At 50.9% G+C, this 24,117-nt stretch carries 22 protein-coding genes; 5 read left to right on the top strand and 17 right to left on the bottom strand.

The window, feature by feature from the left end; translation table 11 throughout:
• Positions 1-267 precede the first annotated feature (267 nt).
• The 6 genes from FJM74_RS12905 to FJM74_RS12880 all read right to left on the bottom strand — a co-directional run bounded on the left by FJM74_RS12905 (position 268) and on the right by FJM74_RS12880 (position 6,062).
• Positions 268-1,182 carry a glycerophosphodiester phosphodiesterase gene (locus FJM74_RS12905; protein ID WP_187263021.1) on the bottom strand — a complete coding sequence of 305 codons (915 nt, stop codon included), beginning with the start codon at positions 1,180-1,182 and terminating at the stop codon, positions 268-270.
• 391 nt (positions 1,183-1,573) lie between these two features.
• Entirely contained in the window at positions 1,574-2,026 is a 453-nt protein-coding gene (locus FJM74_RS12900) for a DUF2750 domain-containing protein (RefSeq protein WP_187263020.1), read from the bottom strand.
• 52 nt (positions 2,027-2,078) lie between these two features.
• Positions 2,079-2,765, bottom strand: a complete 687-nt coding sequence (locus FJM74_RS12895) for a YggS family pyridoxal phosphate-dependent enzyme (protein ID WP_187263019.1) — start codon at positions 2,763-2,765, stop codon at positions 2,079-2,081.
• Positions 2,766-3,240: 475 nt separating this feature from the next.
• Positions 3,241-4,293 (bottom strand): vWA domain-containing protein, encoded by a 1,053-nt coding sequence (locus FJM74_RS12890; RefSeq protein ID WP_187263018.1) that lies wholly within the window; start codon positions 4,291-4,293, stop codon positions 3,241-3,243.
• The gene (locus FJM74_RS12885; RefSeq protein WP_187263017.1) at positions 4,274-5,188 is read right to left on the bottom strand and encodes a hypothetical protein; all 915 of its coding nucleotides are present in this window, start codon (positions 5,186-5,188) and stop codon (positions 4,274-4,276) included. Before FJM74_RS12885 ends, FJM74_RS12890 begins: the two co-directional genes overlap by 20 nt.
• A complete protein-coding gene (locus FJM74_RS12880) occupies positions 5,181-6,062 on the bottom strand; it encodes a DUF58 domain-containing protein (RefSeq protein WP_187263016.1) in 882 nt (293 codons plus the stop codon). Before FJM74_RS12880 ends, FJM74_RS12885 begins: the two co-directional genes overlap by 8 nt.
• 58 nt (positions 6,063-6,120) lie before the next feature.
• Between FJM74_RS12880 and FJM74_RS12875 the strand changes: the two genes are divergently transcribed.
• Positions 6,121-6,546 (top strand): DUF4296 domain-containing protein, encoded by a 426-nt coding sequence (locus FJM74_RS12875; protein ID WP_187263015.1) that lies wholly within the window; start codon positions 6,121-6,123, stop codon positions 6,544-6,546.
• A 523-nt stretch (positions 6,547-7,069) separates the two neighbouring features.
• Here FJM74_RS12875 and FJM74_RS12870 read toward each other — a convergent pair.
• The 9 genes from FJM74_RS12870 to FJM74_RS12830 form a co-directional block, all read right to left on the bottom strand.
• A complete protein-coding gene (locus tag FJM74_RS12870; RefSeq protein WP_187263014.1) occupies positions 7,070-7,456 on the bottom strand; it encodes a DUF302 domain-containing protein in 387 nt (128 codons plus the stop codon).
• Positions 7,457-7,551: 95 nt separating this feature from the next.
• On the bottom strand, positions 7,552-9,246 hold the full coding sequence (locus FJM74_RS12865; RefSeq protein ID WP_187263013.1) for a CoA-disulfide reductase: 1,695 nt from the start codon (positions 9,244-9,246) through the stop codon (positions 7,552-7,554).
• A 412-nt stretch (positions 9,247-9,658) separates the two neighbouring features.
• A complete protein-coding gene (locus tag FJM74_RS12860; protein WP_187263012.1) occupies positions 9,659-10,072 on the bottom strand; it encodes a YeeE/YedE family protein in 414 nt (137 codons plus the stop codon).
• 44 nt (positions 10,073-10,116) lie between these two features.
• Positions 10,117-10,674 (bottom strand): YeeE/YedE family protein, encoded by a 558-nt coding sequence (locus FJM74_RS12855; RefSeq protein WP_187263011.1) that lies wholly within the window; start codon positions 10,672-10,674, stop codon positions 10,117-10,119.
• 123 nt (positions 10,675-10,797) lie between these two features.
• A complete protein-coding gene (locus tag FJM74_RS12850; RefSeq protein WP_187263010.1) occupies positions 10,798-11,124 on the bottom strand; it encodes a rhodanese-like domain-containing protein in 327 nt (108 codons plus the stop codon).
• Positions 11,125-11,391: 267 nt separating this feature from the next.
• Positions 11,392-12,804 carry an MBL fold metallo-hydrolase gene (locus FJM74_RS12845; protein ID WP_187263009.1) on the bottom strand — a complete coding sequence of 471 codons (1,413 nt, stop codon included), beginning with the start codon at positions 12,802-12,804 and terminating at the stop codon, positions 11,392-11,394.
• Between the two features lie 111 nt (positions 12,805-12,915).
• Positions 12,916-13,764, bottom strand: a complete 849-nt coding sequence (locus FJM74_RS12840) for a sulfite exporter TauE/SafE family protein (RefSeq protein ID WP_187263008.1) — start codon at positions 13,762-13,764, stop codon at positions 12,916-12,918.
• A 366-nt stretch (positions 13,765-14,130) separates the two neighbouring features.
• Positions 14,131-14,769 carry a Crp/Fnr family transcriptional regulator gene (locus tag FJM74_RS12835; protein ID WP_187263007.1) on the bottom strand — a complete coding sequence of 213 codons (639 nt, stop codon included), beginning with the start codon at positions 14,767-14,769 and terminating at the stop codon, positions 14,131-14,133.
• A gap of 215 nt (positions 14,770-14,984) precedes the next feature.
• A complete protein-coding gene (locus FJM74_RS12830; protein ID WP_187263006.1) occupies positions 14,985-16,334 on the bottom strand; it encodes an MBL fold metallo-hydrolase in 1,350 nt (449 codons plus the stop codon).
• Positions 16,335-17,152: 818 nt separating this feature from the next.
• Between FJM74_RS12830 and FJM74_RS12825 the strand changes: the two genes are divergently transcribed.
• From FJM74_RS12825 to FJM74_RS12810, 4 genes are all read left to right on the top strand, one after another.
• Positions 17,153-17,518: a hypothetical protein gene (locus FJM74_RS12825; protein ID WP_187263005.1), complete on the top strand. Its 366-nt coding sequence runs from the start codon at positions 17,153-17,155 to the stop codon at positions 17,516-17,518.
• 139 nt (positions 17,519-17,657) lie between these two features.
• Complete coding sequence (locus FJM74_RS12820) at positions 17,658-18,554, top strand: DsrE family protein (protein WP_187263004.1); 897 nt, start codon at positions 17,658-17,660, stop codon at positions 18,552-18,554.
• A 58-nt stretch (positions 18,555-18,612) separates the two neighbouring features.
• A complete protein-coding gene (locus tag FJM74_RS12815) occupies positions 18,613-19,245 on the top strand; it encodes a TlpA disulfide reductase family protein (RefSeq protein WP_187263003.1) in 633 nt (210 codons plus the stop codon).
• A gap of 180 nt (positions 19,246-19,425) precedes the next feature.
• The gene (locus FJM74_RS12810) at positions 19,426-21,078 is read left to right on the top strand and encodes a bifunctional metallophosphatase/5'-nucleotidase (RefSeq protein ID WP_187263002.1); all 1,653 of its coding nucleotides are present in this window, start codon (positions 19,426-19,428) and stop codon (positions 21,076-21,078) included.
• A 233-nt stretch (positions 21,079-21,311) separates the two neighbouring features.
• Here FJM74_RS12810 and FJM74_RS12805 read toward each other — a convergent pair whose 3' ends face one another.
• Both FJM74_RS12805 and FJM74_RS12800 read right to left on the bottom strand, forming a co-directional pair.
• Positions 21,312-22,322: a cytochrome d ubiquinol oxidase subunit II gene (locus FJM74_RS12805; protein WP_187263001.1), complete on the bottom strand. Its 1,011-nt coding sequence runs from the start codon at positions 22,320-22,322 to the stop codon at positions 21,312-21,314.
• A 3-nt stretch (positions 22,323-22,325) separates the two neighbouring features.
• Positions 22,326-23,651, bottom strand: a complete 1,326-nt coding sequence (locus tag FJM74_RS12800; RefSeq protein ID WP_187263000.1) for a cytochrome ubiquinol oxidase subunit I — start codon at positions 23,649-23,651, stop codon at positions 22,326-22,328.
• Positions 23,652-24,117 lie beyond the last annotated feature (466 nt).

The following is a 24,117-nucleotide window of genomic DNA, read 5'->3' as shown; positions in this document are numbered from 1 at the left end:
AGTTTAATTCGGTTTATCCTGCGAAGGATCAAAGGTGTAGATGTGCTGATTTATTTATTGGAAGATCTGGAGATTTAGAAATGAGCAGGATGGGCAGGTAGTACCGCGGAGCGTGCGCAGCTCCTGCGAGTGTCTGAAACAAGTGGGCTGGGGCCCTGGAACAACGTCGATAATAGCTGTCAACTATCGTCTAAAACCCGCCGGAGGGCCTTTTTCATTAGAATAATACACCGCGCCGAAGCCGGTTCCTGAAAAGTTCGTTAGCTCTTACAATTCCTGAAACAGGTTCGGATAATCTGAGATGATTCCGTCTGCACCCATTTGCTGCAGCAGCTGCATCTCGTGCAGTTCGTTTACCGTCCAGGGAATTACTTTTATGCCTTTGGCGTGGCAAGCCTGGATAAGTTTTGGCGTAACCAGCTTGTAGTAGGGGCTGTAGATGGTGGGGGTAAAGCCGAGCTGCTCCAGGTTCCAGTCCAGCGATCGCAGGTTCTCGACCAGCAGCGATGTTTTAACCCCTGGGTACTGCGCCTGCAGCACCTGCAGCGTGCGCACATCAAACGACTGAATAATGACCCAGGGCACTATATTTTTCTCTTCCACCACCTGCATCAGCAGTTGCACAAACTCCGCCGGCTCCGGATGGTTTTGGCCGTCAGTGCCAGGCTTCGATTTTGTCTCGATGTTGTAGAATGGCTGCGGCAGCTGCTTCTGTTGCTCCTCTTTCTGAACGGCATCAATTACCTCGGCCAGCAGGGGCTTATGGGCTTTTTGCGGCTGCTGCTCCGGGAACTTCGGGTTTTGTCTGGAGCCGGCATCAAACTCCCGTATCTGGCTGTAGTCGAGCTGGTAGAGCACATGCTTTCTGGCTTCTGCTGCCGGTATTTCTGCACCAGTCGGCAACAGCACAAAATCGGGGTTCATATAGGGGTCGTGCGACAGCACCACTCTTTTGTCTTTGGAGATGTGTACATCCATCTCCAGCGTGGTCACGCCCAGTTCCAGGGCTTTGAGCATGCCCGGAATGGTGTTTTCGGGCATCAGCCCACGGGCACCCCGGTGGCCTTCTTTGTCGAAGGCGGGGAGGGGAGAAGTTGATGTTTCAGGATTCTGGCTCATGTGGTGGGTACAGCCTGGTAGCAGCAGGAGTGGGAACAGCAGGTAGATACAAAAACGGTGCATGCGGAACAGCAGGTATGGTTAACTACAAAGTTGCGTTGTTCCGGCACGAAAGAAAAGCCCCGGCTCAATGTTCATGATAAGTTAACACAGGGCTGTGCTGTGCTAAATTAGAAATTCAAAATTAGAAATTATGAAGGGCGAGGCTGAGTTGGTTTTACGTTTCTTGTTTGGCCTTATCTGTTTGTTAGAATTAATTTGGTTGAGCAATAATTCTAGAACGGCGCCTGTTGTCGTAAAAAGGCCATTGCTGCACTTTGGTAGCAATGGCCTTATTGTAAGCTGTTGTTCAAATCAGATCAGAAATGACCTGAATTATTGGTTGATGAAAACAGCTTTCCCTGTCCCCCAATAATTTCTAATTTTGAATTTCTATTTTTTATTTGGCGAAGCACTAATCTTCTTCGCCTTCCAGCGCCTCTATGAGTTGTTTTTCAAACTCGTCCTGGTTTTCGTACTGCGTGAATTCGAGGGTTTCGCCTTTCTCTTTCAGCAGGTTTACGATGTCGAGGGCTACGATCAGCGGGTCTACTTCTTTGCCCGACAGGTCGGGGGTCCAGTTGGTTCCCAGTATCAGTTCGTCGCCGTACATGCCCACGCACCAGTTCTCCAGGAAATCTATTAGCGTAACAGACTCGACCTCGTAGGTTTCCCAATCGTCTTCGGCACAAGCCTTTGCGCTGTCTTCGTCAGACCAGAACAAGATCACATCTTCATCTTCGTAATCAGCTGAGGAAGAGGTAGCCCATGCTTCATCTTTAGATAAGCCCCATACGGTGCCAGTGGCCACAACCTCTTCTATGAATTGGTTGTACCTGGTTTCATTGCTTGCTGCATCTTGTGTCATAGTGCTGATGTTGTTCGTATTAAAGTATAAAAATAGTTTGTGATGATCTGGCTTATTTGCTGTAGTCTCTGGCCCCAAAAATGCCACTGCCAACACGTATCATGGTGCTGCCCTCTTCCAGCGCCAGCTCCCAGTCGGAGGTCATACCCATCGATATTTCTGTAAAGTCCTGGTTAGCAAAAAAGAAGGTTTCTTTGAGTTTGTTGAAGCACTCGCGCAGGTGGCGGAACTCCTGTCGCAGCTTGTCGTGGTTAGTGGTGTTGGTGGCGATGCCCATTACGCCGGTAATGCGGATATACTGCATGGCGCGGTACTCGTCTGACTGCAGGAGCGCCACTGCCTCGTCGTAGCTCATGCCGAACTTGGTGGTTTCGTCGGCAATGGAGAGCTGGAGCAGGCAGTTGATGGGCGTGGTCCGGTTCCAGGCCTCGGCGCGCCGGTTTATCTCCAGCAGCAGCTTCAGACTGTCTACCGATTGAATGGTGTTGATAAAGCTGGCGATCTGTTTTACCTTGTTGGTCTGCAAATGGCCGATCAGGTGCCATTCTATGTCGTGCGGAAGTTGCTCGTGTTTCTCGAGCAGCTCCTGTACCTTGTTTTCGCCGAACAAACGGTGCCCCGCGTTGTATGCCTCCTGAATAGCCGCAACAGGGTGCGTTTTAGAAACTGCCACCAGGCGGCAGGGCGTGGTCCTCAGTTTCTCGTCGAAATAAAGGATATTATCAGCTATTGTTGGCATGGTGGTGTCCGAAGTTTGATAATATGGATAAGTATAAGTGTTTTTTAAGAATTAGCCAATAGAACCTGCCGCTTTTTTACATTGGCGGGTTGTTTTGCCTGGAGCGTGTTACGATTTTGATTCCTTGTAATCTTCAGCTGCTGTTGCATCTCCCCAGACACTCGCAGGAGCTGCGCACGCTGCGAGGTCTTTGCTGCCGCCACTGTTGAATTAAATTCTTCTAATGAAAATGCCCCTCCGGAGGTTCTGTTGCTTCTGCTGCTCTTTAGAGAAGCTAGATGTTAGATTTTTTCTTAAACAGGACATAATCAGTTAAGAGCTGCTTGTCTTTAGGATTAGCCTCTGGTAATGCATTTTCAAATTTCTTCATCTTCAAATTTCCAAATCAACAATCAACAATATACAATCAGCAATTATTCTAATGAAAACAGCCCTCCGGAGCCTTTGCTGCTGCTGCACCTGTGGTCGCAAATAATCAATCCTCCAGCACGTTTGTGATAAAGGTGTTTTTCAGGATCATCCAGAGCAGGAGCATGGCCAGAGCCCATTTCAGGTACACCTGGTAGTAGTCGCGGGTGTCGCGGAAGCGCTTTTCGGTTACCTCTGTTTTCTCATAGCGGTCTATGTTCGCGAAAATGGTCTGGAGCGCATCTTTGGTGTCGGCCCTGAAAAACCGGCCTTCGCCAATGCGGGCTATTTCGCGGAGGCTGCTTTCGTCGAGCTTTGTTTCAACATAAATCGTTTGCCCGTCTGCACCTGCATTGTAAGCCACCTGGCCATCTTTGCCGATGCCGATGGTGTAGAGCTTTATATGGTGCGCATAGGCCAGTTGGGCGGCCATAACCGGGTCGAGGCTACCGGCCGTGTTCTCGCCATCGCTGATCAAAATCGCCACCTTGCTTTTAGCATCAGATTCACGCATGCGGTTAATGGCAATGGCCAGGGCGCTGCCAATGGCGGTGCCATCGTTGGGGATCATCTTAAACGCAATCGATTTTATGTTTTCGCGCAGCAGCTGGTAATCGGTGGTAAGGGGGGCCAGGGAGTAGGCATCGCCGGCAAACACCACCAGCCCGATCCGGTCCTGCACGCGCCCGTTTATAAAGTCGATGGCTACTTCTTTGGCCGCTTCGAGCCGGTTAGGAGCTATGTCTTCGAGCTCCATCGAACCCGACACATCGAGCAGCAGCACAATGTCTATGCCTTCGGCAGTCTGCTCTATCTGTTCGTTTACCTGCTGCGGCCTGGCCAGCGCTACCAGCACCAGCGCCATAAAGAGGATAAAAACCGTATTGGGCAGAAAGCGCAATAGGCTGGTCCAGTGCCATTTTACATCGCCCTCAAACATAGCCATGTCGAGTTTATTGCGTGAGCCGGCCCGTAGCAAACCTTTCAGCAGAAAGAGCAGCAATATAGCGGGCAGGGCATACAGCACCACGGGGTACACCCAATCGAACGACGAAAGTGTCTGGTAGGTAAACCACTCTGGGCTGAGCCAGTCCCAGATGTTATCGCTTTGTTTTAGCATTTCGGGTTAGTTCGCGTTGGTATTTGTAGCGGCTCTTGGCAAAGCGGCGCAGCATGTGCAGGGCCTTGCCGGTTTCGGGGTCTGCGTCGGCCATGTTGCCGTAAATGGCGCGGTCGCAGAGGCGGAGGGCCGTGTTCACTTCCTCGTTATCGTTGTAAAACATGACGATCTCTTTGGTAGTGAAGGAGTTGATGGCACTGCGCTCCAGCTTGGTGAGGTAATTTTTCCAGAGCGAAACAGCTTTTTCCATGCTCTGCCCGTAACCCGACTTCACAAACCTGTCTACATGCGAGTTATAGCGCGAGGCAAAATACACATGGTCTTTGCGGAGGCGGTACAGCTTGTATTTGGTTTTTATGGTTTGCCCGAAAATGAGCCAGACAAGCGTCAGGAATACTGCCACGTTTACGATCCAGAGCAAAAGGTTTGGCCAGTTAAAGCGCTCCTCCACATACACCAGGTCCGTGTCTGAGCGGAAGGCAAGCGGCTCCTGCACCTGTGGCACCAGCTGCTGCAGCCTCACCGAGACCGGCTTTGCCAATACCTGCAGGGTGTCTTCGCCTTCGAGCACGTATACGGGCAGTGCCAGCTGCTGCAGGCTGTCTGTCTCGAAAGTCCGGAGGGTATACACGGCGCTGTCGGTGCTGATGCCGGCCCGGGTGTAGGTGGGGTAGTAGCTTTTGCGCACCAGCTCAAAAGGGCTGAAGTCGTAGCTGGAGTCGGGCAGAATGACCTCGCGCGTGGAATCGTGGCGGTGCACCAGCGTGTAATGCACCAGCTCCCCTATTTTAACGGATGTGCGGCTGAACCTGCCCACCGGGTTTGCCAGCTGCTGCCCCACAGCGGGAAGCAACTGCACCAGTAACAGCAGAAAGATAAGAATATACTTACGCACTCTTTTTAGATGATTTATTGCGGAGCCGGAACAAGTTGACCAGCTGCGGCACGTAGTCTTCATTTGTCTGGATGGCCAGGTAGTTGGCCTGGTACTTCTGGCAAATCCGGGCCACCTTTTTCTGGTTTTCGGCATACTGGGTAAAGTAGCGGCGCTTAAACTCATCGCCGGAGGTGTTGAGCCAGATCGTGTGGCCGGTTTCCTTGTCCAGCACCGGCACTATGCCCAGGCCCGGCAGCTTCTGCTCCCGCACGTCGAGCAGCTGAATCACGATCAGGTCGTGCCGCCTGGCCAGCATGGCCAGTTCCTTCTCGTACTCCACATCTATAAAGTCTGAAATGAGCAGGATAATGCTGCGCCGCTTTATAATGTCGAGCGTTAGTTTTATGCCTGCCGAAAGGCTCGTTCTGCTCGACACCGGCTGCAGCTCGTGCAGCGCCTTAACAATGGTATAAGCCTGCTCAATGCCTTTGGCGGGTTTTATGTATCTCTCCTTTTTATCGCTGATGCAGATAATCCCGATCTGGCTCTGCTGCCTTGCCGCCGACAGGGCCAGCACCCCACAAATTTCTTTCCCCACGTCTATTTTCTGCTGCGCCCCGGTGCCTATGGTCTGCGAAGCGCTCACATCGAGCATCAGAAACACCGACTGCTCCTTCTCCTCGCGGTACGTCTTCACAAAGGTGCCGTGGCCTTTTGCCGATACATTCCAGTCGATGGAACGCACGTCGTCGCCGTATTGGTATGCCCGCACGTCGTCGAACTCCAGCCCGGTGCCTTTGAAAACAGAATGGAAATCGCCCTGCATCTGCGTGGTGATCGCCTTGCGGATGCGGATTTCATATTTTCTCAGCTTTTGTATCAGCTCTTTCATAGCTTTGCAGCATGGCGTCAGATTTTAAAATTATGACTAATTATCGTATTTTACATCCGTGAAAAGACTTTTCTACCTACTTTTTTGTGTCAGCCTGATGGGCTGCGGCGAAAAAAAGCCCCAAAAGCCAGCCAATTTTGTGCCTGACGAGAAAATGGTGCGGATTATGGCCGACCTGCATACCGCCGAAGCACGTGTGGAGAGGAGCCTAAGCTACCCCGATACCGCCCTGATGACTTTTAACCACTATCAGAAAGAGATTCTGCAGCAGCATGAGGTAACAGAGGAGCAGTTCCGTACCACCTACCGCTACTACCTGGAGAATATTCCGGAGATGGACAAGCTTTACGAGGTGATCATTGATACGCTGAGCGTGCGCGAATCGAGGGCGCAGGCCCGCGCCGACAGTGCCGCCCTGCAGGTGGCGGCACCCATAGAGGTAAAGGATAAAAAGGACTCACTCCTGGTGGAGATCCTGGAGTAGCAGGTTTTAGGAGAATTTTGATTGATTGGATAAGTGAATTTTGAAGGAGTGATTGAGTGGATGAGAGAATAAGTAACTCCTAGCAGATTTACAGCTGTTTGAAGAGGCGTTAATTATTAAATTTGAAATTGGATTTAAGAGCAGGTTCTAAGATCCAAACATCCCTCGCTGTTTGGAGTCTTCCGCAGGAGGACTCCAAACTTAATATGAGTCAGCAGGAACTCCGTTCCGGGCAAGTAGCACAAAGCTTTCGAAGCACAGAAAAAGCGTAAGCTTCTTTCACTTTAGCTAACTTTATGGCCATTCGCCAGCAGGAAGTCGGAGACTTCCATTTTCATTTAACGATTGAAGTCCTCCTTCGGAAGACTTCAAACAGCAGTACGGAAGACAAAGCCTTTGCATTGCTAAACTGCCTGTCTGTCTGATGACGACACAAAAATTATCATCTACCATCTGGTATAATAAAAGAGCAGCAGCAGCAAAGCCGCTGGAGGGCGGTTTTGATTAGCATAATTTCCGGCCTCTACAGGCTGTCAATTACGGTCTTTAATTTCTGGCTTACTTCTTTGGCTATCGACTCGAGTTGGGTATTGCCTATGGCCGACATGGTTTCCATGGGATTGATGGCGGTTATTTCTACCTCCCCGCTTTCGTGTTCCTGTACCAGCACGTTGCAGGGCAGCATGGTGCCGATTTTGTCTTCCTGCTCAATAGCCTGAAAAGCCAGCTTCGGATTGCAGGCACCCAGAATTTTGTATTCCCGGAAATCAACCCCCAGTTTTTCTTTAAATTTATCTTTCAGGTCTATCTCTGAAATTACCCCGAACCCTTCTTTGCCCAGGGCTTCTTTGGTTTTTTCTAACGCCTCGGGGTAGCTGTAGCTTACTCTTTTTGTGAAATGGTAAGTCATGTCGTAGGTGGTTAAAATATCTTTATACGATTTGGGTAGCCCCGCCGTTTAGCGCCTTCCGCAGGAAGATTTTAAGCAACGGTGCTGAGGAAACCTTAGCTCACTAACTCTGTTTCTTTGGCGGCTTTGGCCAGGCTGCGTTCGCTTTTGGCGGCGGCATAGGTTTTGTAGCCACCATCGAGGTTAATCACCGTGAAGCCGTTTTCCTGCAAAATGCGGCTTGCCAGGTAGCCTCGCATGCCAGCCTGGCAATAGAGGTAAATAGTCTCGTCGGCGGGCAGTTCATCCAGCCTGTCGCGCAGCTGGTCGAGCGGAATGTTCAGGGCTCCGGCCACGTAGCCTGCTTTTAGCTCCTGGGGCTCCCGCACGTCCATCACAAAGGCCCCTGCTGCTGCATAGCTGTCTATTTCGTGCCATTGCATGGTTACCAGGGCTCCGTCCAGAATATTCTGGGCAGCATAGCCCAGCATATTCACCGGGTCTTTGGCCGAAGAATAGGGAGGTGCGTAGGCCAGTTCCAGTTCGGGGAGGTCGTAAACGGTTAAGCCTGCTTTTATGGCCGTCGCCAGCACATCGATGCGCTTGTCGGCTCCTTTGGCGCCTACTGCCTGGGCACCGTAGATCTGTCCGCTATCCGGGGCGAACAATAGCTTCAGGGCCAGGGGAGCAGCACCCGGGTAGTAGCCAGCGTGTGAGTTCGGGTGAATGTGCACGCATCGGTAGTCTTTCCCCTGCCGCTGCAGGCTCTTTTCGTTGTTGCCGGTAGTGGCGGCGGTCAGGTCGAACACCTGCGCAATAGCCGTGCCCAAGGTGCCCTTGTAGGCTGTTTTTTTGCCGGAGATGGTATCGGCCACGATACGGCCCTGCCGGTTTGCAGGCCATGCCAGCGGTACGAAGCCCGCCTGTCCGCTTACATAATCTTTTACTTCTATGGCATCGCCTACGGCATAAATAGCAGGATCGGATGTTTGCAGATATTCATTTACCTGAATGCTGCCACGGTTCCCTAGTGCCAGTCCGGCCTCTTTTGCCAGGGTGCTTTCAGGCTGAACGCCCACAGCCATCACAATCATGTCGGTTTCCAGCACGGTTCCGCTTTGTAATATGAGTTTGCGGCCAGTTTCTTCCAGCCGCTGCAGGCCATCGTTCAGGTACAGGTCCACGCCTTTGTGGCGCAGGTGCTGCTGCAGGATAGCGGCCATCTCAAAATCGAGGGCCTCCATTACCTGCTGCGACAGCTCTATCAGGCTAACTTTAATGCCCAGCGCATGCAGGTTCTCAGCCATTTCCAGCCCGATAAAGCCTCCTCCCACAATCACTGCTTTTTCAGGTTTGAGCTGGTCTACGTAGTTTTTTATCTTGTCGGTGTCCGGTATGTTGCGGAGGCTGAAAATGTGTCTGGCTTCTGCCAGGCCGGGGATCGGGGGGATAAAGGGTTTAGCTCCCGGAGAAAGCAGCAGGGTGTCGTAAGTTTCCTCGTAGGTTTCGCCTGTGCGCAGGTCCAGGATACTAACTGTTTTTTGCTCGCGGTTGATGCGTGTTACCTCGCTGAAGTTGCGGATATCGAGTTTAAACCTTTCGGACATTTTTTCTACTGTTTGTACCAGCAGCTTGTCTCTTTTCTCGATAGCGCCACCGATGTAGTACGGCAGGCCGCAGTTAGCGAACGAGATGTACTCCCCCCGCTCCACCAGCACGATGTGCGTTTTTTCGCTTAAGCGCCGTAACCTGGCTGCTGCTGTAGCGCCGCCGGCTACGCCACCTACAATCACAATTTTCTGATTTTCCATATGTGTATCTGCTTTATTCAAAGCCTTTTTGATGTCTGTTCCGGTAGTGGCACCCAGGTAAGGTGTTCTGGCCAGTTGCGCTACCTTTTATGTTATAAAGTTCCGCGAAAAGCGGCAGAGGAAGTATGACAAAAGTCACAGAAGGAAAGTAATTTGGAAGAAAGGAAATATTTTTAAAGAAAGAAATAAACGGGAAGGGCGTAATTATTTGAATAAAAAAGGGCCTTCGAACCACTTTTCTGCTGCTGCTGCCCGGGTGTTGTGTTGATATTGCCCGATAGGATTTTTTTGCCTGAAAGCCACCGCTTATCGCGAATGGCCTTCAAAACTTACTCAACTGTTAGCCAAAATCGTTTGTATTCGTTTGTGAGTGATGGCTGCTTTTTTTATCTGCTTAATCATTCACGCATTCCTAATGCGGCAGCTTGCTCCTGATGGCGCCGTAGAGGTAAGTGCCCAGCAGCGCCCCCACAATAGCGACCAGGATGGGCCAGTAGCTAAACCCGATGTTCACGAACATAGGACCGGGGCAGGCACCTGTCAAGGCCCAGCCAAGCCCGAAAATGGAACCTCCGAAGAGGTAGCGCGGAACCGACATTTCTTTTGGCTGAAACACGATCGGGTTACCCTGGAAGTCGCGCATTTTGTATCTCTTTATGAGGAAGGTAGCAAGGGTGCCCAGCACCACGGCCGTGCCGATAATACCATACATATGGAACGACTGGAAACGAAACATTTCCTGTATACGGAACCAGGAAATGGCCTCCGACTTACTCATGACGATGCCGAACAAGATGCCGGCTACTATAAATTTTAAACTCTTCACTTCTAATATTGCTATAGGTGGATGATTGTTTTTTCTGGATGTCCTTAAAAAATGAGCGGCAGCAGGACAAAGGTGGTGATCAGCCCTCCGATAAAGAAACCGATAACGGCAATCAGCGAAGGCAGCTGCAGGTTAGATATACCACTGATGGCATGCCCCGATGTACAGCCTCCAGCATACCGTGCACCAAAACCAATGGCAAAACCACCGAGCAGCAGGATCAGGAAACCCTTTAAGCTAAACAGCGCCTCCATCCCGAATATCTCGGTAGGCTGCATGCCTTCCGGACTGGCTATCCCCAGGGCACTTAAGTCGTCGATGGTGGCCTGCGATATTTGAACTGCCTCTCCTGTGGATAGAAACTCTGCCGAAATAAATCCTCCCACAATGGCTCCTACCAGAAACAAGAGGTTCCAGGTTTGGGAGCGCCAGTCGAAATCAAAGAACTTTACCTTTTTGCCTGCACCACAGGCAGAGCAGATGGTATGGAGGTTAGCCGAAAAACCAAACGATTTTCCAAAAAACAAGAGCAGCACCATTACAAAGGCGATCACAGCTCCCGACGTATACCATGGCCATGGCTGCCTTAATAATTCTAACATATCTTTACTAATTTAAAATGGATTGAAAAACCAGGTATGAGCAGGGGAGGAGCCAGGTCGTCACTCCCCCTGTTGTAAACTCCTAAGTTCCGGAGCAGATATAATTTTAAATCAGGCCAGGCCCTAACCTGGCCAGGCTCCTACGCCTCCTGCCAGGTTATAAGCTTTAAAGCCCTGCGCCGATAACATATTGCAGGCAGACCCGCTACGGTTGCCGCTGCGGCAGAACACGAAGTACTCCTTGTCCTGATCGAGCGTCGTTAGGGCTACCTGAAACTGCGACGAAGAAATATCCAGGTTTTTAGCGCCTTTAATAGTGCCGGATGCAAATTCACCGGCTGTTCTTACGTCCAGTAACACGGCTTTTGGAGAGGACTGGAATTTTGCTTTGAAGGTTTTTCCGTCCAGATCTTCGTAGTTCTTAGGAGCGGTTTTAAATATATTGAACATGGTCTTCTTTCTTAATTTTGTTGTTATACTTATTACCCTACAAAGGTAAGGAGCAAGCTATGCTGCTTCAGTGACTTTGGTCACGCAGGTACTATTTTGAATGAGTGGATGATTATTTTGAAAATAACTTTGCTGCATTCTGATAAGTTCTGACACCCTCACCTGCGACTTTAATACACCTGCCAGCTGCCTGCCTCTTTTAGGTTAGAAGCCAGTGCCGGTTATTGGTCGGCACTGGCTTACTAACACAACTATTAACAAACCATCTTACTTTAATGTGGAAGGGCAAACGTAGGCCGTTTTAGGCACAGGGGTTTCAGCAATTGCTTTAAAGCCGCCTGCTATGTTTACCACATTGTCGTAGCCCCTGGCTTTCAGGATAGAGGCTGCTATCATGGAGCGGTAGCCACCGGCACAGTGCAGGTACATGGTCTCCTCTTTTGGCAACTCTGCCAGGTGCTCGTTCAGGTAGTCGAGCGGAGCGCTCTGGGCCTTCTCCACGTGCTCGGCCTGGTATTCGCCGGGCTTGCGCACATCTACCACTTTCAGGTTGTGGTTCTGTTCAAACCGATCTGCAAATTCAGCCGCACTGATGGAATTGATCGAATCAACCTCCTTGCCAGCTGCTTCCCAGGCGGCTAATCCTCCTTTCAGGTAGCCGAGGGCGTGGTCGTAGCCAACCCGTGCCAGCCTGGTTACCACTTCTTCCTCGCGGCCTTCGTCGGCCAGGAACAGGATAGGCTGCTGAATGTCCGGAATAAGGGCTCCTACCCAAGGGGCAAAGTTGCCGTCTATGCCAATATTAATGGCATTTGGAATAAAGCCCTTGGCGAATTCTTCCGGGTTTCTGGTGTCGAGCACGAGGGCGCCCGTTTCGTTGGCTGCTGCCTCAAAAGCATCTGCGTCGAGCGCCTGCTGGCCTTGCTGCAGCACTTCTGCAATATTGGCGTAGCCTTCCTTGTTTAATTGCACGTTCAGCGGAAAGTAGCCGGGAGGCGGAAGCAGACCGTCTGTGACCTCTTTCACAAATTCCTCTTTTGTCATGTCGGCACGGAGGGCGTAGTTGGTCTTTTTCTGGTTGCCGAGGAGGTCGGTTGTTTCCTTGCTCATGTTTTTGCCACAGGCAGAGCCTGCGCCATGCGCCGGGTACACCACCACGTCATCGGCCAGCGGCATAATTTTATTTCGGAGCGAATCATATAGGTGCTGCGCGAGTTGCTCCACTGTCATGTCAGATTTGGCTGCCAGGTCGGGGCGGCCTACATCGCCGATAAACAAGGTGTCGCCGGTAAAGATGGCTTTGTCTTTTCCGCCTTCGTCCTGCAGCAAATAGGTCGTAGACTCCATGGTGTGGCCGGGTGTATGCAGCACCTTCAGGGTAACGTTGCCTAATTTCAGTTTCTCGCCATCGGCGGCAATGTGCGCCTCAAAAGTTGGCCTGGCATTTGGCCCGAAAACAATCTGAGCGCCGGTAGCTTTCGCCAAGTCCACGTGCCCCGACACAAAGTCGGCATGGAAGTGCGTTTCCAGCACATATTTAATTTTGGCTCCGTCTTTTTCGGCTTTTTCCAGGTAAGAGCTGATTTCGCGGAGAGGGTCTACAATGGCAACCTCGCCGTTGCTTTCGATGTAATAAGCGCCCTGTGCCAGGCAGCCGGTATATATTTGTTCTACTTTCATGGTAAAAGATGTTGTGATGTTCGGTTTTTATTTAGTCGCCATCTTGTAAGATAACAATACAAATTTCGGGATAAAAATGCTCATGGTCAGTGACTTAGGTCACGCAGCCGCTTAAGCTAAGAAAATTTCTTTTATAAAGATATAAATACCCATTACCAGCACAAACCAGCCAAAAGCGGTTTTCAGCTTATCGGCGGGCACTTTGGTAGAAAGGAAGGTACCGATAAAAATACCTCCGATGGAGAAGAGCGAGAAAATGCCCAGGAACATCCAGTTAATGTCGTAGTTGTAGATGTCACCTACAAAGCCGAAGAGCGATTTAACTGCAATAATGAGCAGGGAGGTACCAACGGCCATTTTCATGTCGAGCTTACTGAACAGCACCAGCGCCGGAATAATCAGGAAGCCGCCGCCCGCCCCAACCAGGCCAGTGAGTGTGCCCACCACCAGTCCTTCGGCCAGAATGCCGCCGTAGTTAAATTTAGGTTCCGGATGAGGAGTGTTAGGCTGCTCATGTGCCACGTCTATGGCTGTGTCGGCATTATCGTCGGTTTGCTCCGTGGGTTTTTGCTTTTTGATCATGCTGATGGAGGCAAATACCATGAGGGCGGCAAAAAGCAGCATCAGCATCACATCTTTTGTTACTACCAGGCTACCCACCGTAAACAGGTTGTCGGGAATGGCCGGCACTATGTAGCGGCGGGTGGCGTAAACGGCCACAATAGAAGGCAAGCCAAAAACGAGGGCTGTCTTGAGACTTACCAAACCTTTTTTATAGAACTTGTGGCTGCCCACCAGGCTGGTAAGGCCCACAATAAAGAGCGAATAAGCTGTTGAGATAACCGGGCTGAGTCCGAGCAGGTATACCAGCACCGGCACCGTTAAAATAGAGCCGCCACCACCTATCAACCCCAGCGAAAGCCCTATGATCAGTGCTGCAAAATAACCTAGTATTTCCATTAATTTGATGTTTTAACTTAATCTGATACAAAGGTAGATCGTGCAGCAACCGGGTACAGTGACTCTTATCACAGAGGAAATTTTTAAGTTAGAAAGTTAGAAAGTTGGGGGTTTGTAGAAGGCTCTTTAGCAGCAGCAGCAGAGGCTTTGGAGGGGCTTTTTCATTGGAATAATTTGAATGTCTGAATCAGAATTGCCAGCATGTTAGAATGTGCAGAATGATATTTGGTAAGCAATATAAATGGAACAATAACTCATGCCAGGCCATGAGCAGCCGCAGAAAGCTCCGGAGGGCGCTTTTCATTGGAATAATTCACTCAATCAAAATTCAATCATTCACTCATTTAGAATTCAGGCAATCACTCATCAAATGTCGTGCACTTCTATGTAGTTGCGGTGCAGCGAGATGGCCCCGGTTTGCTCCAGCTTTTTGAGCAGCCGCGAGATTACTTCGCGGGAGCTGTTTAGCTCTGTGGCAATCTGCTGGTGCGACAGCCTTACCTCGTTGCCGCTAACCTGCACGTGGCGTTTCAGGTAAAATGCCAGGCGCTCATCCAGGCCTTTAAAGGCAACACTATCAAGGGTCTGGAGCAGCTCTTCGAAGCGCTGGCGGTAGGAGGCAATGACAAAGTTGTGCCAGGTTTTGTACTTGCCAAGCCACAACTCCGACAAGTGCGATGGTATTAAAAGAACCTCTACTTCTGTTACGGCTTTGGCCATAATTTTACTTTGCTCATCGCGGGCAGTGCACATCATGGAGAGGGCGCAGGCGTTGCCAGGCTCCAGGTAGTACATCAGGAACTCATTTCCTTCGTCATCTTCGCGGTAAACTTTCATCAGGCCGCTCAGCAGCAACACCGTGGAGCGGATGTACTGGCCAGTGCGCATTACTTCGTCTCCTTCTGCTACCACTTTAATGGTGCTGTGAGCTAATATCTCCTCCAGCAGTGGCTGCTCAAATTGTGGGAACTGCTTTACAATAACGTCTTTTTGTATGGTTTCCATGGGGTGTGGTTGAGGTGGATTTTGAATAAGTGAATAAGTGATTTAGTGATTGAGTGAATGTGAGAATGATCTAAGGTAGAACTTATGATTTCAGATCACTCTAATTAAGTACTATTCAGGTACGAAAACGCATATTCATTATACGGAATAATACAGCAAACCAGTACAGTCGCGGTTTGCGTCTGCACTGGTTTGGTAGAAATTTTAGGGTACTGCTATCTGGAGCCGTTCTTGAAATCATTAACAGCCTCGCTCAGGTCCAGCACTTTTGTGTCGGGTAGTTTGGCCTGCACAATGCTGCTTCCGGCTGCTGAGCGGTAACCGCCGGCACAGTGCACCACCACGGGTTTATCAGTCGGAATTTCGCTGGTACGCTCCCGCAGTTCCGGCAGCGGAATGTTGATGGCTTTTTCGAAGAACTTACCACTTTTTACTTCTGACGCATTCCTAATATCCACAATAGTGTAGTTGTCGGGGTGCTGGCTGAACGCCTCCACATTTATTTCGGGAGTGGAGGCGTTGGCCGGGCTGTTCTGCACAAAAGCGCCGCTTATCAGCAACTCGTACCCTATTTTGGCAGCTTTTTCGATCAGCTCCTCCAGTTCCTCCTCGGTTGCAGCCACCAGGTAAAAGCTCTCTTTCGCGTCTACGATGCTGCCCAGCCAGGTTTCGAACTTATTGCCATTCTGAATGTTGATCGCGCCTTGGTAGTGGCTTTGCTTAAACACCTTTTCTGCTCGTGCATCTATTACCACAGCGCCTGCTTCCGGCTGATGATCGGGGGCCAGCCGGGCAACCTGTTTCAGGCTTGGTTTATAGGCCGAAGCGCCTTGTTTGTTGATGGCCACATTGTAGCTAAAGTATTTTGGTATGAATGGTTGATCTTCTAACAGGAGTTTTACGAAGGCTTCTTCGCTCATTTCCTGCAGGGCGTAGTTACTCAGTTTTTCTGCACCAATGGTGCTGCTGTTGGCTTCGCTAAGGGCCTTTCCACACAGGGTGCCAGCACCGTGCGCCGGGTAAACCAGCACATCGTCGTCCAGTTTCATCAGCTTTTCGCGGGTACTGTGGTACATCTGGCTGGCCAGTTCTTTTCGCTCAGCCGTAATATTGCCGGCGCTCTCGCGCAGGTCGGGGCGGCCCACATCACCGATAAAAAGGGTGTCGCCAGTAAATACGGCTTTGTCCTTGCCTTCGAGCTCCAGCACAATGCTAATGCCATCGGGCGAGTGACCCGGTGTGTGCAACGATTTCAGCCTGATGTCGCCAAGTTCCAGCACGGCTCCTTCATCAAAAGTCTGGTGCGGATAGTCGGCGCCTACCATGCTGTGTGCATAAATCGTGGCACCGGTTGCCTCGTGTATCTCCAGGTGCGAGCTGACAAAGTCGGCATGCGGGTGCGTTTCTATAACAGCTACAATGTTGGCCTTGCTGGCGGCTGCAAAATCGTAGTACGGTTGCGGGTTGCGGGTCGGGTCAATCAAAACCACCTCGCCTGTGCCTTCGCTTAAAATGGCGTAACTGTAATGTGCTAAGCCTTTGTCTTCAAACTGTTGTATTTTCATCTGCGCTGTTTTTTAATTTTCCTATAAGCCCCGAAGAACTCTGATTACAGTTACAAAAGTAAAGTTTACGAAAAGGGCTTACAGTGATGTTTGTCACACAGGAATTTCGCTTATTAAAAATTAAATTTCAAAATCAGAAATGATGGAAAAGCAGCTTTATTGACCTTTACTGAAGCATTTCCAGTGGCACTTTATTTGGGCGTAGCTAATTTCTGATGAAAGTACTGCCGAAGAACAGTGTCTGGATTTTATCATGTACCATTATTTTAAGATACAAGTTCTTCTGAAGCAGCGGCTGCGTACTGTTTCACTACAAATCATAGCACTTCAGGCAGAAAGTAATGCTCAGTGACTTTGGTTACAGGAGGATTAGTTTTTTGAGGCTACCTTTGTAAAAGAAGCATGGTCAGAGGAGCTGGTAGATGCCGGCCAGTATAGAAGGTAATTTTAGAGAAGCAGCGGCTGCGCCAGAACCATTACAGCACCTCAGTATGTTACCTGCAAAGGAAGGCGCCTTTTGCGCTAATGCTGATTTAGCTGGCTGCCATTGGCAATAAAGCTACTGTAAAAGGGTAATAGAACTTAGGATGACCTTTCAGGTTGATTGGTTCGGTATGCCGCAGCTGCAGAAAAAATCGCTGGAAGGCCTTTTTCATTAGAATAATTGCCCAGGAACTACTCCTTGGAAACTCTGTAAGTTGACGGCTTTAATCGCCTGACTTTGTTCATTGAGAACGGTATCAGGTAGAAGCCTTGCCGGGAGAAACTATTGCCGGAGCAAGCTGTTCCTGAATTTTTATATGAATTAAATACGCTACATGAAGCATTATCTGCTTTTATTTTTAAGTACACTGCTACTGCTGTTTATGTTGCCGGAACCTGATGGCCGCCTGAACAGAGGCTCCGGCATGGAGCAGGGTGTGCTGAAGAAAGCCTGTAGCCATCAGAAGAAAATTAAACGCACCTGCGCCCGGAAATGCCTGCAGCACCAGGCACACTCCGGGCAGCATAATGCGGCGGGCACCGTAACCGACTGCAGCGTGCCGTCCTATGCGCTTGTTGCCACTCAGGAGCAGCCAGTGTTCCTGCCTGTTGGCTTGTACGGAGCAGGTTTTGTGCCTCCTGCCAAAAAGTACCTGTCCCCTCATCTGGGCCGTGAGCCTGACCCTCCAAGGTTCTCTTAAAATGTTTCTCTAAAGCACTGTCTGGCCAGTTCTGGTCGGGCTGCGTGCAGACCTGCGTCTTCTACTTTCCTGAACAGGAAAGACAGACAGGCTGTGTCTGTGCGCCGGTAAAATCATTTTTAAGAATTAATACATGACCATGGAAACCACACCTTTGCAAAAATTATCGTTTCTGGCACTGCGCGTGCTCGGAAGCCTTATCTTTATAAATGCCGGACTCAATCACTTGTTTAGTACTGCCGGAGCAACTGCCCGCCTCAAAGAGGCAGATTTAAGCTACCTGGCCATCTGGATCGCTCCAGCTGAAATCCTTATCATTCTTTCCGGGATAGGCTTATTATTGGGCGGCTTTATGCTGTTGGCGGGGTTCCGGACAAAGCTGGCTGCGCTGTTGCTCCTGCTCATCCTGATTCCGATAACGCTAACCATTCAGGTAGCGAGCGCAGCAGGAACCGGCCCCCTTTTCAAGAACATCGCCCTGATCGGGATGCTGTTTTTCTTTATCGTAAACGGGGCCAGGTACTACGCCCTGGACCAGGTTTTTGACTTTAAGAATAAGCTGCGGCTAAAGAGAAAACCGGTAAGAGCGGGTGCCATGGCAGCCATCCTAACCGCCGGGCTCCTGACCCTCCTGAGCGCCTGCACGGCCTCCGGGCCAGCGGCACAAACGGCTGCTGCACCAGCAAGTGCAGACACTGGCAAAAAGAATTATGCCGTGCTGATCAGTCAGCCGAACCACCTGAAAGCAGCCGCCAACACCGCCGAGGCTATAACACCAGCCAGCCAGTACAAACGCGAGAATTTTGTAGTAATGGCCTGTGCCAAATCGGTAGAGGGTTTTGTGAAAGGGCATGCCATGGCAGCCGAAATTACCAAAGGAAAAGCGGCTGGTGCAACCTACAAAGTGTGCGGCATGTCGCTGCAGCAATTCCAGATAGACCCAGCCACCCTGGTGGAGGGCGTGGAGATTATACCCAACGGCCTCACTTATATGTTCGACCTGCAGCAGCAGGGGTACGTAACGGTGGAGCTGTAATTTAAAGTTGTACTTTCATTTTAGAGTATTTAAATCGAATTCAAATAAAGAAATCAACATGAACAAGCATAAATTTTCATTTCGCAACATACCGGGCTGGGCCGTTATGCTGGCCATTTTCGGAGTTTTATACCTCACCGGGCTCCATACCGAAGCCATTGGCCAGGTGCAGCGGCTGTTGCTGGCCACCGGCCTGAAGAATGCCAGTATGCCGGAACCGGTGCCAGCCGCCGGCACGGTGCCTGTAACGGAGGTGTCGGTTACAGACAAGGCGGCTATGGTAGGGACAGGGTTTAAAATGACCAACCTAGACGGCAAAACCGTTTCTTTTGAAAGCCTGCGTGGTAAAGTAGTGTTCCTGAACATTTGGGCCACCTGGTGCCCGCCTTGCGTGGCCGAGATGCCCAACATCCAGCGCCTCTACGAGAAGGTAGGCTCCGATAAAATTGCTTTTGTAATGCTCTCGGTAGACGAAGGCGGGCAGGAGAAGGTGCAGAAGTTCATCAACAAGAAAGGCTATACCTTCCCGGTGTACATGCCGGCGAGCCAGTTTCCGCAGGAATTTTACAGCAATGCCATCCCGACCACCTTCATCATATCCCCGGAAGACAAAATTGTGGCAAAGCAGGAAGGCATGGCAGAGTATGATACACCGGAAGTGCGGGAATTCCTGAAAAGCATGGTCCGGTAAAAGCAGACACAAGACCCAGGTATTATGACGCAAAGTTTTTCAGAAGCAGGGAGGAGGCATGTTTTTGCATCCCTGTGGCTTGCTGCGTCTTTATATCTTTATACCGTGCCATGGCGCTGGAATAACCTTTTGGCGATGGACCAAGGGCCAAGTCAGCGTATCACTTATAAAAAAGAAATCATGAAATTTAATCATATAAAATATATTGTATTAGCGGCTCTGGTATTGCCGGTCGTCTTTTTTAGCGCCTGCCAGTCGGGCAAACAGGAGCAGGCACAGGCCGTTTCAGGTGAGAGCCAGACCATTACTATTCTGCAAACAGCCGACATACATGGACAGCTACTGCCGCACCAGGAGTTCTTTATCGAGAACGGCACGTTTAAGTTTAAAGAGCGTGGCGGCATGGCCAACATCCAGACCATTTTTAAGCAGATCAAAGCCGAGAACCCTGGTGGAACGGTGATCGTGGATGGCGGCGACCTGATTCAAGGGAGCGCTGTTGCTGCCTTGTCGGAAGGAAAAGTATTTGGACCGATCATCAAGGCCATGGAGTACGACTTTCTGATACCCGGCAACTGGGAGGTAATTTACGGAGACCAGAAAATGCGGCAGGTGCTGACCTCTTATGGCAAGCCGGTGGTGTGCGCCAATGTGTACGACGAAGCAAGTGGCAACATGCTGTACCCGCCTTACCTGGTAAAAGAGGTGAAGGGAGTAAAGCTGGGTTTCATCTCCTATAACGACCCCGAAGTGCCCATCCGTCAGAACCCGGCCTTCAGCAAAGGCCTGAGCTTTACTTCTGTGGAAGATAACCTGCAGGAGCTTATAAAAGAGCTGAAGGAGCAGCAGCAGGTGGACGTGCTTTTTCTGGTAACGCACATCGGCATTTCCAAGCAGGTGCACCTGGCCGACCAGGAATACATAAAAGGTGTAGATTTTATTTTGGGCAACGACACGCATGAGCGGATACGGCAGCCCATCAAAGGCAAGTATGCGCAGGTGGTGGAGCCGGGAGCCTTCGCCTCTTTTGTAGGCCGCCTCGACCTGGAAGTAGCCGACGGTAAAATAATAAACCAGCGCTACGAACTGATAGATGTGGACCCGGCCCGGTACCCGGCAGACCCCACTGTACAGAAGATTGTGGAGGAGCAACTGGCCCCCTACCAGGACCAGATTGCAAAGGTGCTGGGCTATACCGAAAAACCGCTCTACCGCTACCTGGTGGTAGAAAACCCCATGGATAACATGATTACTGACGCGCTGCGCTGGAAAACAGGAGCCGATGTAGCCATCTCCAACGGTTTCAGGTTCAGCACCCCGATTGTGCCAGACGCCACAGGCAGAGCGCCTATTACGTATGGCGATATCTGGAACATGCTCCCTGTAAACGAGCAGGTGAAAACCGGCAAGGCTACGGGCCAGCAGATTCAGGACTGGATGGAGCAGGAACTGCACAATGTTTTTGCAGAAAAACCCCTGGAGCGCTTTGGGGGCTGGGTAATCCGTTTCTCAGGGATGGAGATGACCTTTCACGCCAAGGCTCCGAAAGGGCAGCGGGTACAGTCGATTGAAATAGGTGGCAAGCCGTTGGAGCCCACCAGGGTATACACCATGGCAGCTTGCCTGCGGAGCGGCGAACCAGACGATATGCTCTGCCGCATGCCGGGAGCCGAAGACCCGCAGGTAAAGGACTACACCGTGCACGATGTAATGACTGAATACCTCGCCAAACAGGGTACTGTGGCACCCGTGGTAGACGGAAGGGCCAAAGCGCTCGACCTGCCCAGCCCGGTGCTCTCGCAAGTGCCGAATGTGGCGTATGTGTTCCGCTAAGAATTATCAAGTGCAGATGTTCAGCAGGAGCAGGGAGAGGTACTTTCCCTGCTCCTGCTTTTTTGGAAGCAAGGGGTTGACGAAAAAGTATCGATTTTCAGAGCAGGAGCCGCAGCAGGAGCGGTGCCTCGGGAGGGGCGAATTCATTCAAATAATTCTGATTTCTGTATCAGAATAAGGATGTTCAGCATAGTAGCTCCTGCTGCTCACCATAGGATGGCTGGCTCCACACATCATGAATTAACATTTTGCCCGCTATCTTTCTTAAACACTTTAAACAGAAAGTAAAAAGCCGGAAGCACAAACAGCAAGCCCACAAGTAAGGCGATCAGCAACTGAAACTGCGTAGCGTAAGGGGCCTGCGTGTTGTAGAAAGTAAGGTGGTTGCCATTTTTCTCATACAACAGAATAGGGAACTGCATCGCAAACCAGCCCAGCATGATGAGGGTTACCTGCACACTTACCGCCGCCCGTAAGTAAACCGTATTCGGATGGTTGAATAAATAAAAGGCTACAGGCGTGAGCAGGGCCACTGCCGAAAAGGCCGCGATGCTCCAGCCCGACTGGAAGAATTCTGAGAAGAGGTGATGCCCATAGAACTCGGCCGTTATAAAAACCAGAACGCCCATGCTGATGGTCAGCAACAGGAACAGCTTTGAAATCCGGGTATATCTTTTCTGCTCGATGGGGTAGGTGGCCTCCCCAATCAGGAAAACGGCCGCTATATACCCAAACAGCGAGGCGGAGAACAATCCCACCACCAGGCAGAATACATTAAACCAGGGCCTCACGTACTGCTGGTAAAAGCTGCCCGTGTATTCCAGGTTGATGTCGCCCAGAATCATGGCGCCAAGCGTGATGCCCAGAAAGACGGGCGTGATAAAACTGGAAGCCCTGAAAAATGCTGAGTAATAGGCATGCGACTTGGCCGGGGCAACATCGTAGTGGCGAAACGTGAACGAGGTGCCGCGCATCACAATGCCCAGGAGAACGATCATGAGCGGAATGTGCAGCGCCACACTAATGGTAGCATACACCAGCGGAAAGCCCGTGAACAGGATCACGATAGCCAGAATGAGCCACACATGGTTGGCCTCCCAGACAGGCGCTATGGCTCTCGACACGATACGTTCGCCCTTCCGGCCTGCCACTGTCTCCACAATGCCTGCGCCAAAATCGGCCCCTCCCAGCAAAGTATACAGAATAAAGGACACACCCAGTATTATTATGATGATCAGCAGCATGGCTTATTCAGGTTTGGTTCTGGCCGAAGGGTAATATGTTCCAATAGTGGCGATCTGCCGGCGCATCAGCCCGATAATAATGATGGTGAGCAGCAGGTAGACCACCGTGATCATGTAAAACGAATACTGCAGCCCGGGCATGGGCGAAACCGCATCCTTCGTTTTCATGATGCCGTGGATAATCCAGGGCTGGCGCCCAACCTCCGTAACCGTCCAGCCTGCTTCCACGGCTATAAAACCGAGCGGGGTGAGCGAGGCGATAAACCAAAGCCACCATCTTTTTTCCAGCATATGTTTCCAGCGGGCGCTGAACACCAGGTACAGCAAACCGGCAAAGGCCAGCAAAAAGCCAATGCCCACCATAATCTGAAAGGCGATATGGGTAATGAGCACAGGCGGTCTTTCGTCTTTCGGAAACTGGTCGAGGCCAATCACCTCCGCCTCAAAATCGCCGTGCGCCAGGAAGCTCAGGAACCCGGGCACATGAATCGCATAATCCACGCGCTCCTCCTCATCGTTCGGAATGCCGCCAATAACCAGGTCGGCTGGCTTGCTGGTATGGTACAGGGCTTCCAGGGCGGCCAGTTTGGCCGGCTGCCGCTGGGCAATGTCTTTGGCCGAAATATCGCCGCTGATAGGCTGCAGGAAGGCGGCCACGGCTCCGAAGGCGAGGGCAATCCGTACCGCTGTTCTATGAAACTCGTTTTTCCTGTCTTTTAAGAGCAGGTAAGCATGCACCCCGGCCACCGCAAAGGCGGTTGCCACAAAAGCGGCCAGCGTCATGTGCAGGGCCTGGGTAAACCAGGCGTCGTTGAACATGGCGGCCACCGGATCGATGTCGTAGGCCTGGCCATTTTTCCAGGTAAAGCCAGAGGGGCTGTTCATCCAGCCATTGGCCGCCACCACAAAAATGCCCGAGAGCACCCCCGATATGCCTACCACCACACCGGAGAGCCAGTGCACCCATTTGTTGAGCCTGTTCCAGCCGTACAGGAAAACGCCCAGGGCGATGGCCTCCACAAAAAATGCCGTACCCTCCCACGAAAAGGGCATCCCGAAAATGGGGCCGGCATGTTTCATGAACTCGGGGAAAAGCAAGCCGAGTTCGAACGAGAGAACAGTACCGGAAACTGCGCCCACCGCAAAAAATATGGCCACGCCCTTCGACCAGGCTTTGGCCAGATCTATGTACACCTGCCTGCCGGTTCGCAGCCACTTCCACTCGCTGTACGCCATCAGGATGGGCATGGTCATGCCGATGCAGGCAAACACAATGTGCCAGCCAAGCGAAACGGCCATTTGCAGGCGGGCTGCTAAAAGATCGTCCATAAGATTGAAATTTAGTTTTAAATACCTGAATCTGTGCTGCAAGTACGCTGCCTGTAAGTGCCTTTTTGCAGAGGGAAAGATACGGCATTTGGCGTAAAATTATATAGCAACTGTCTTAAATGATGTGCGGATTTGCTGCCGTGGCTGAAGACGGTGAGTGGAGAAGATTTTTTGGGGAGTCTTCGGGTTGCCCAAATGCGGCTCAAATCCTATGTCTCTGCCGAGTTGCTGTGCGCAGCTAGCGCTTGAGTGCCGGAGGTAAGAGTGGGAGCAGCGGGAGTTTGACCTCCGGAGGCCCATTTTCATTTAAATAATTATAGCTGATCGGGCAAGACCTTCGCCGTTCCCTATGGCCTAAATATTACGAAGTCCTACTTTGGTAAAGGCAAATTATCTGAATGAAAAAGCCCCTCCGGAGGCTGTTTTCCTGTTGGTCAAATTATTCTCTCCGGTTCCGCAACTTTGT

It is taken from the genome of Pontibacter beigongshangensis (assembly GCF_014332515.1).
GTDB lineage: Bacteria > Bacteroidota > Bacteroidia > Cytophagales > Hymenobacteraceae > Pontibacter > Pontibacter beigongshangensis.
Note: the sequence above shows the minus strand (reverse complement) of the source record. Positions and strands in the feature narration are given on the sequence as shown.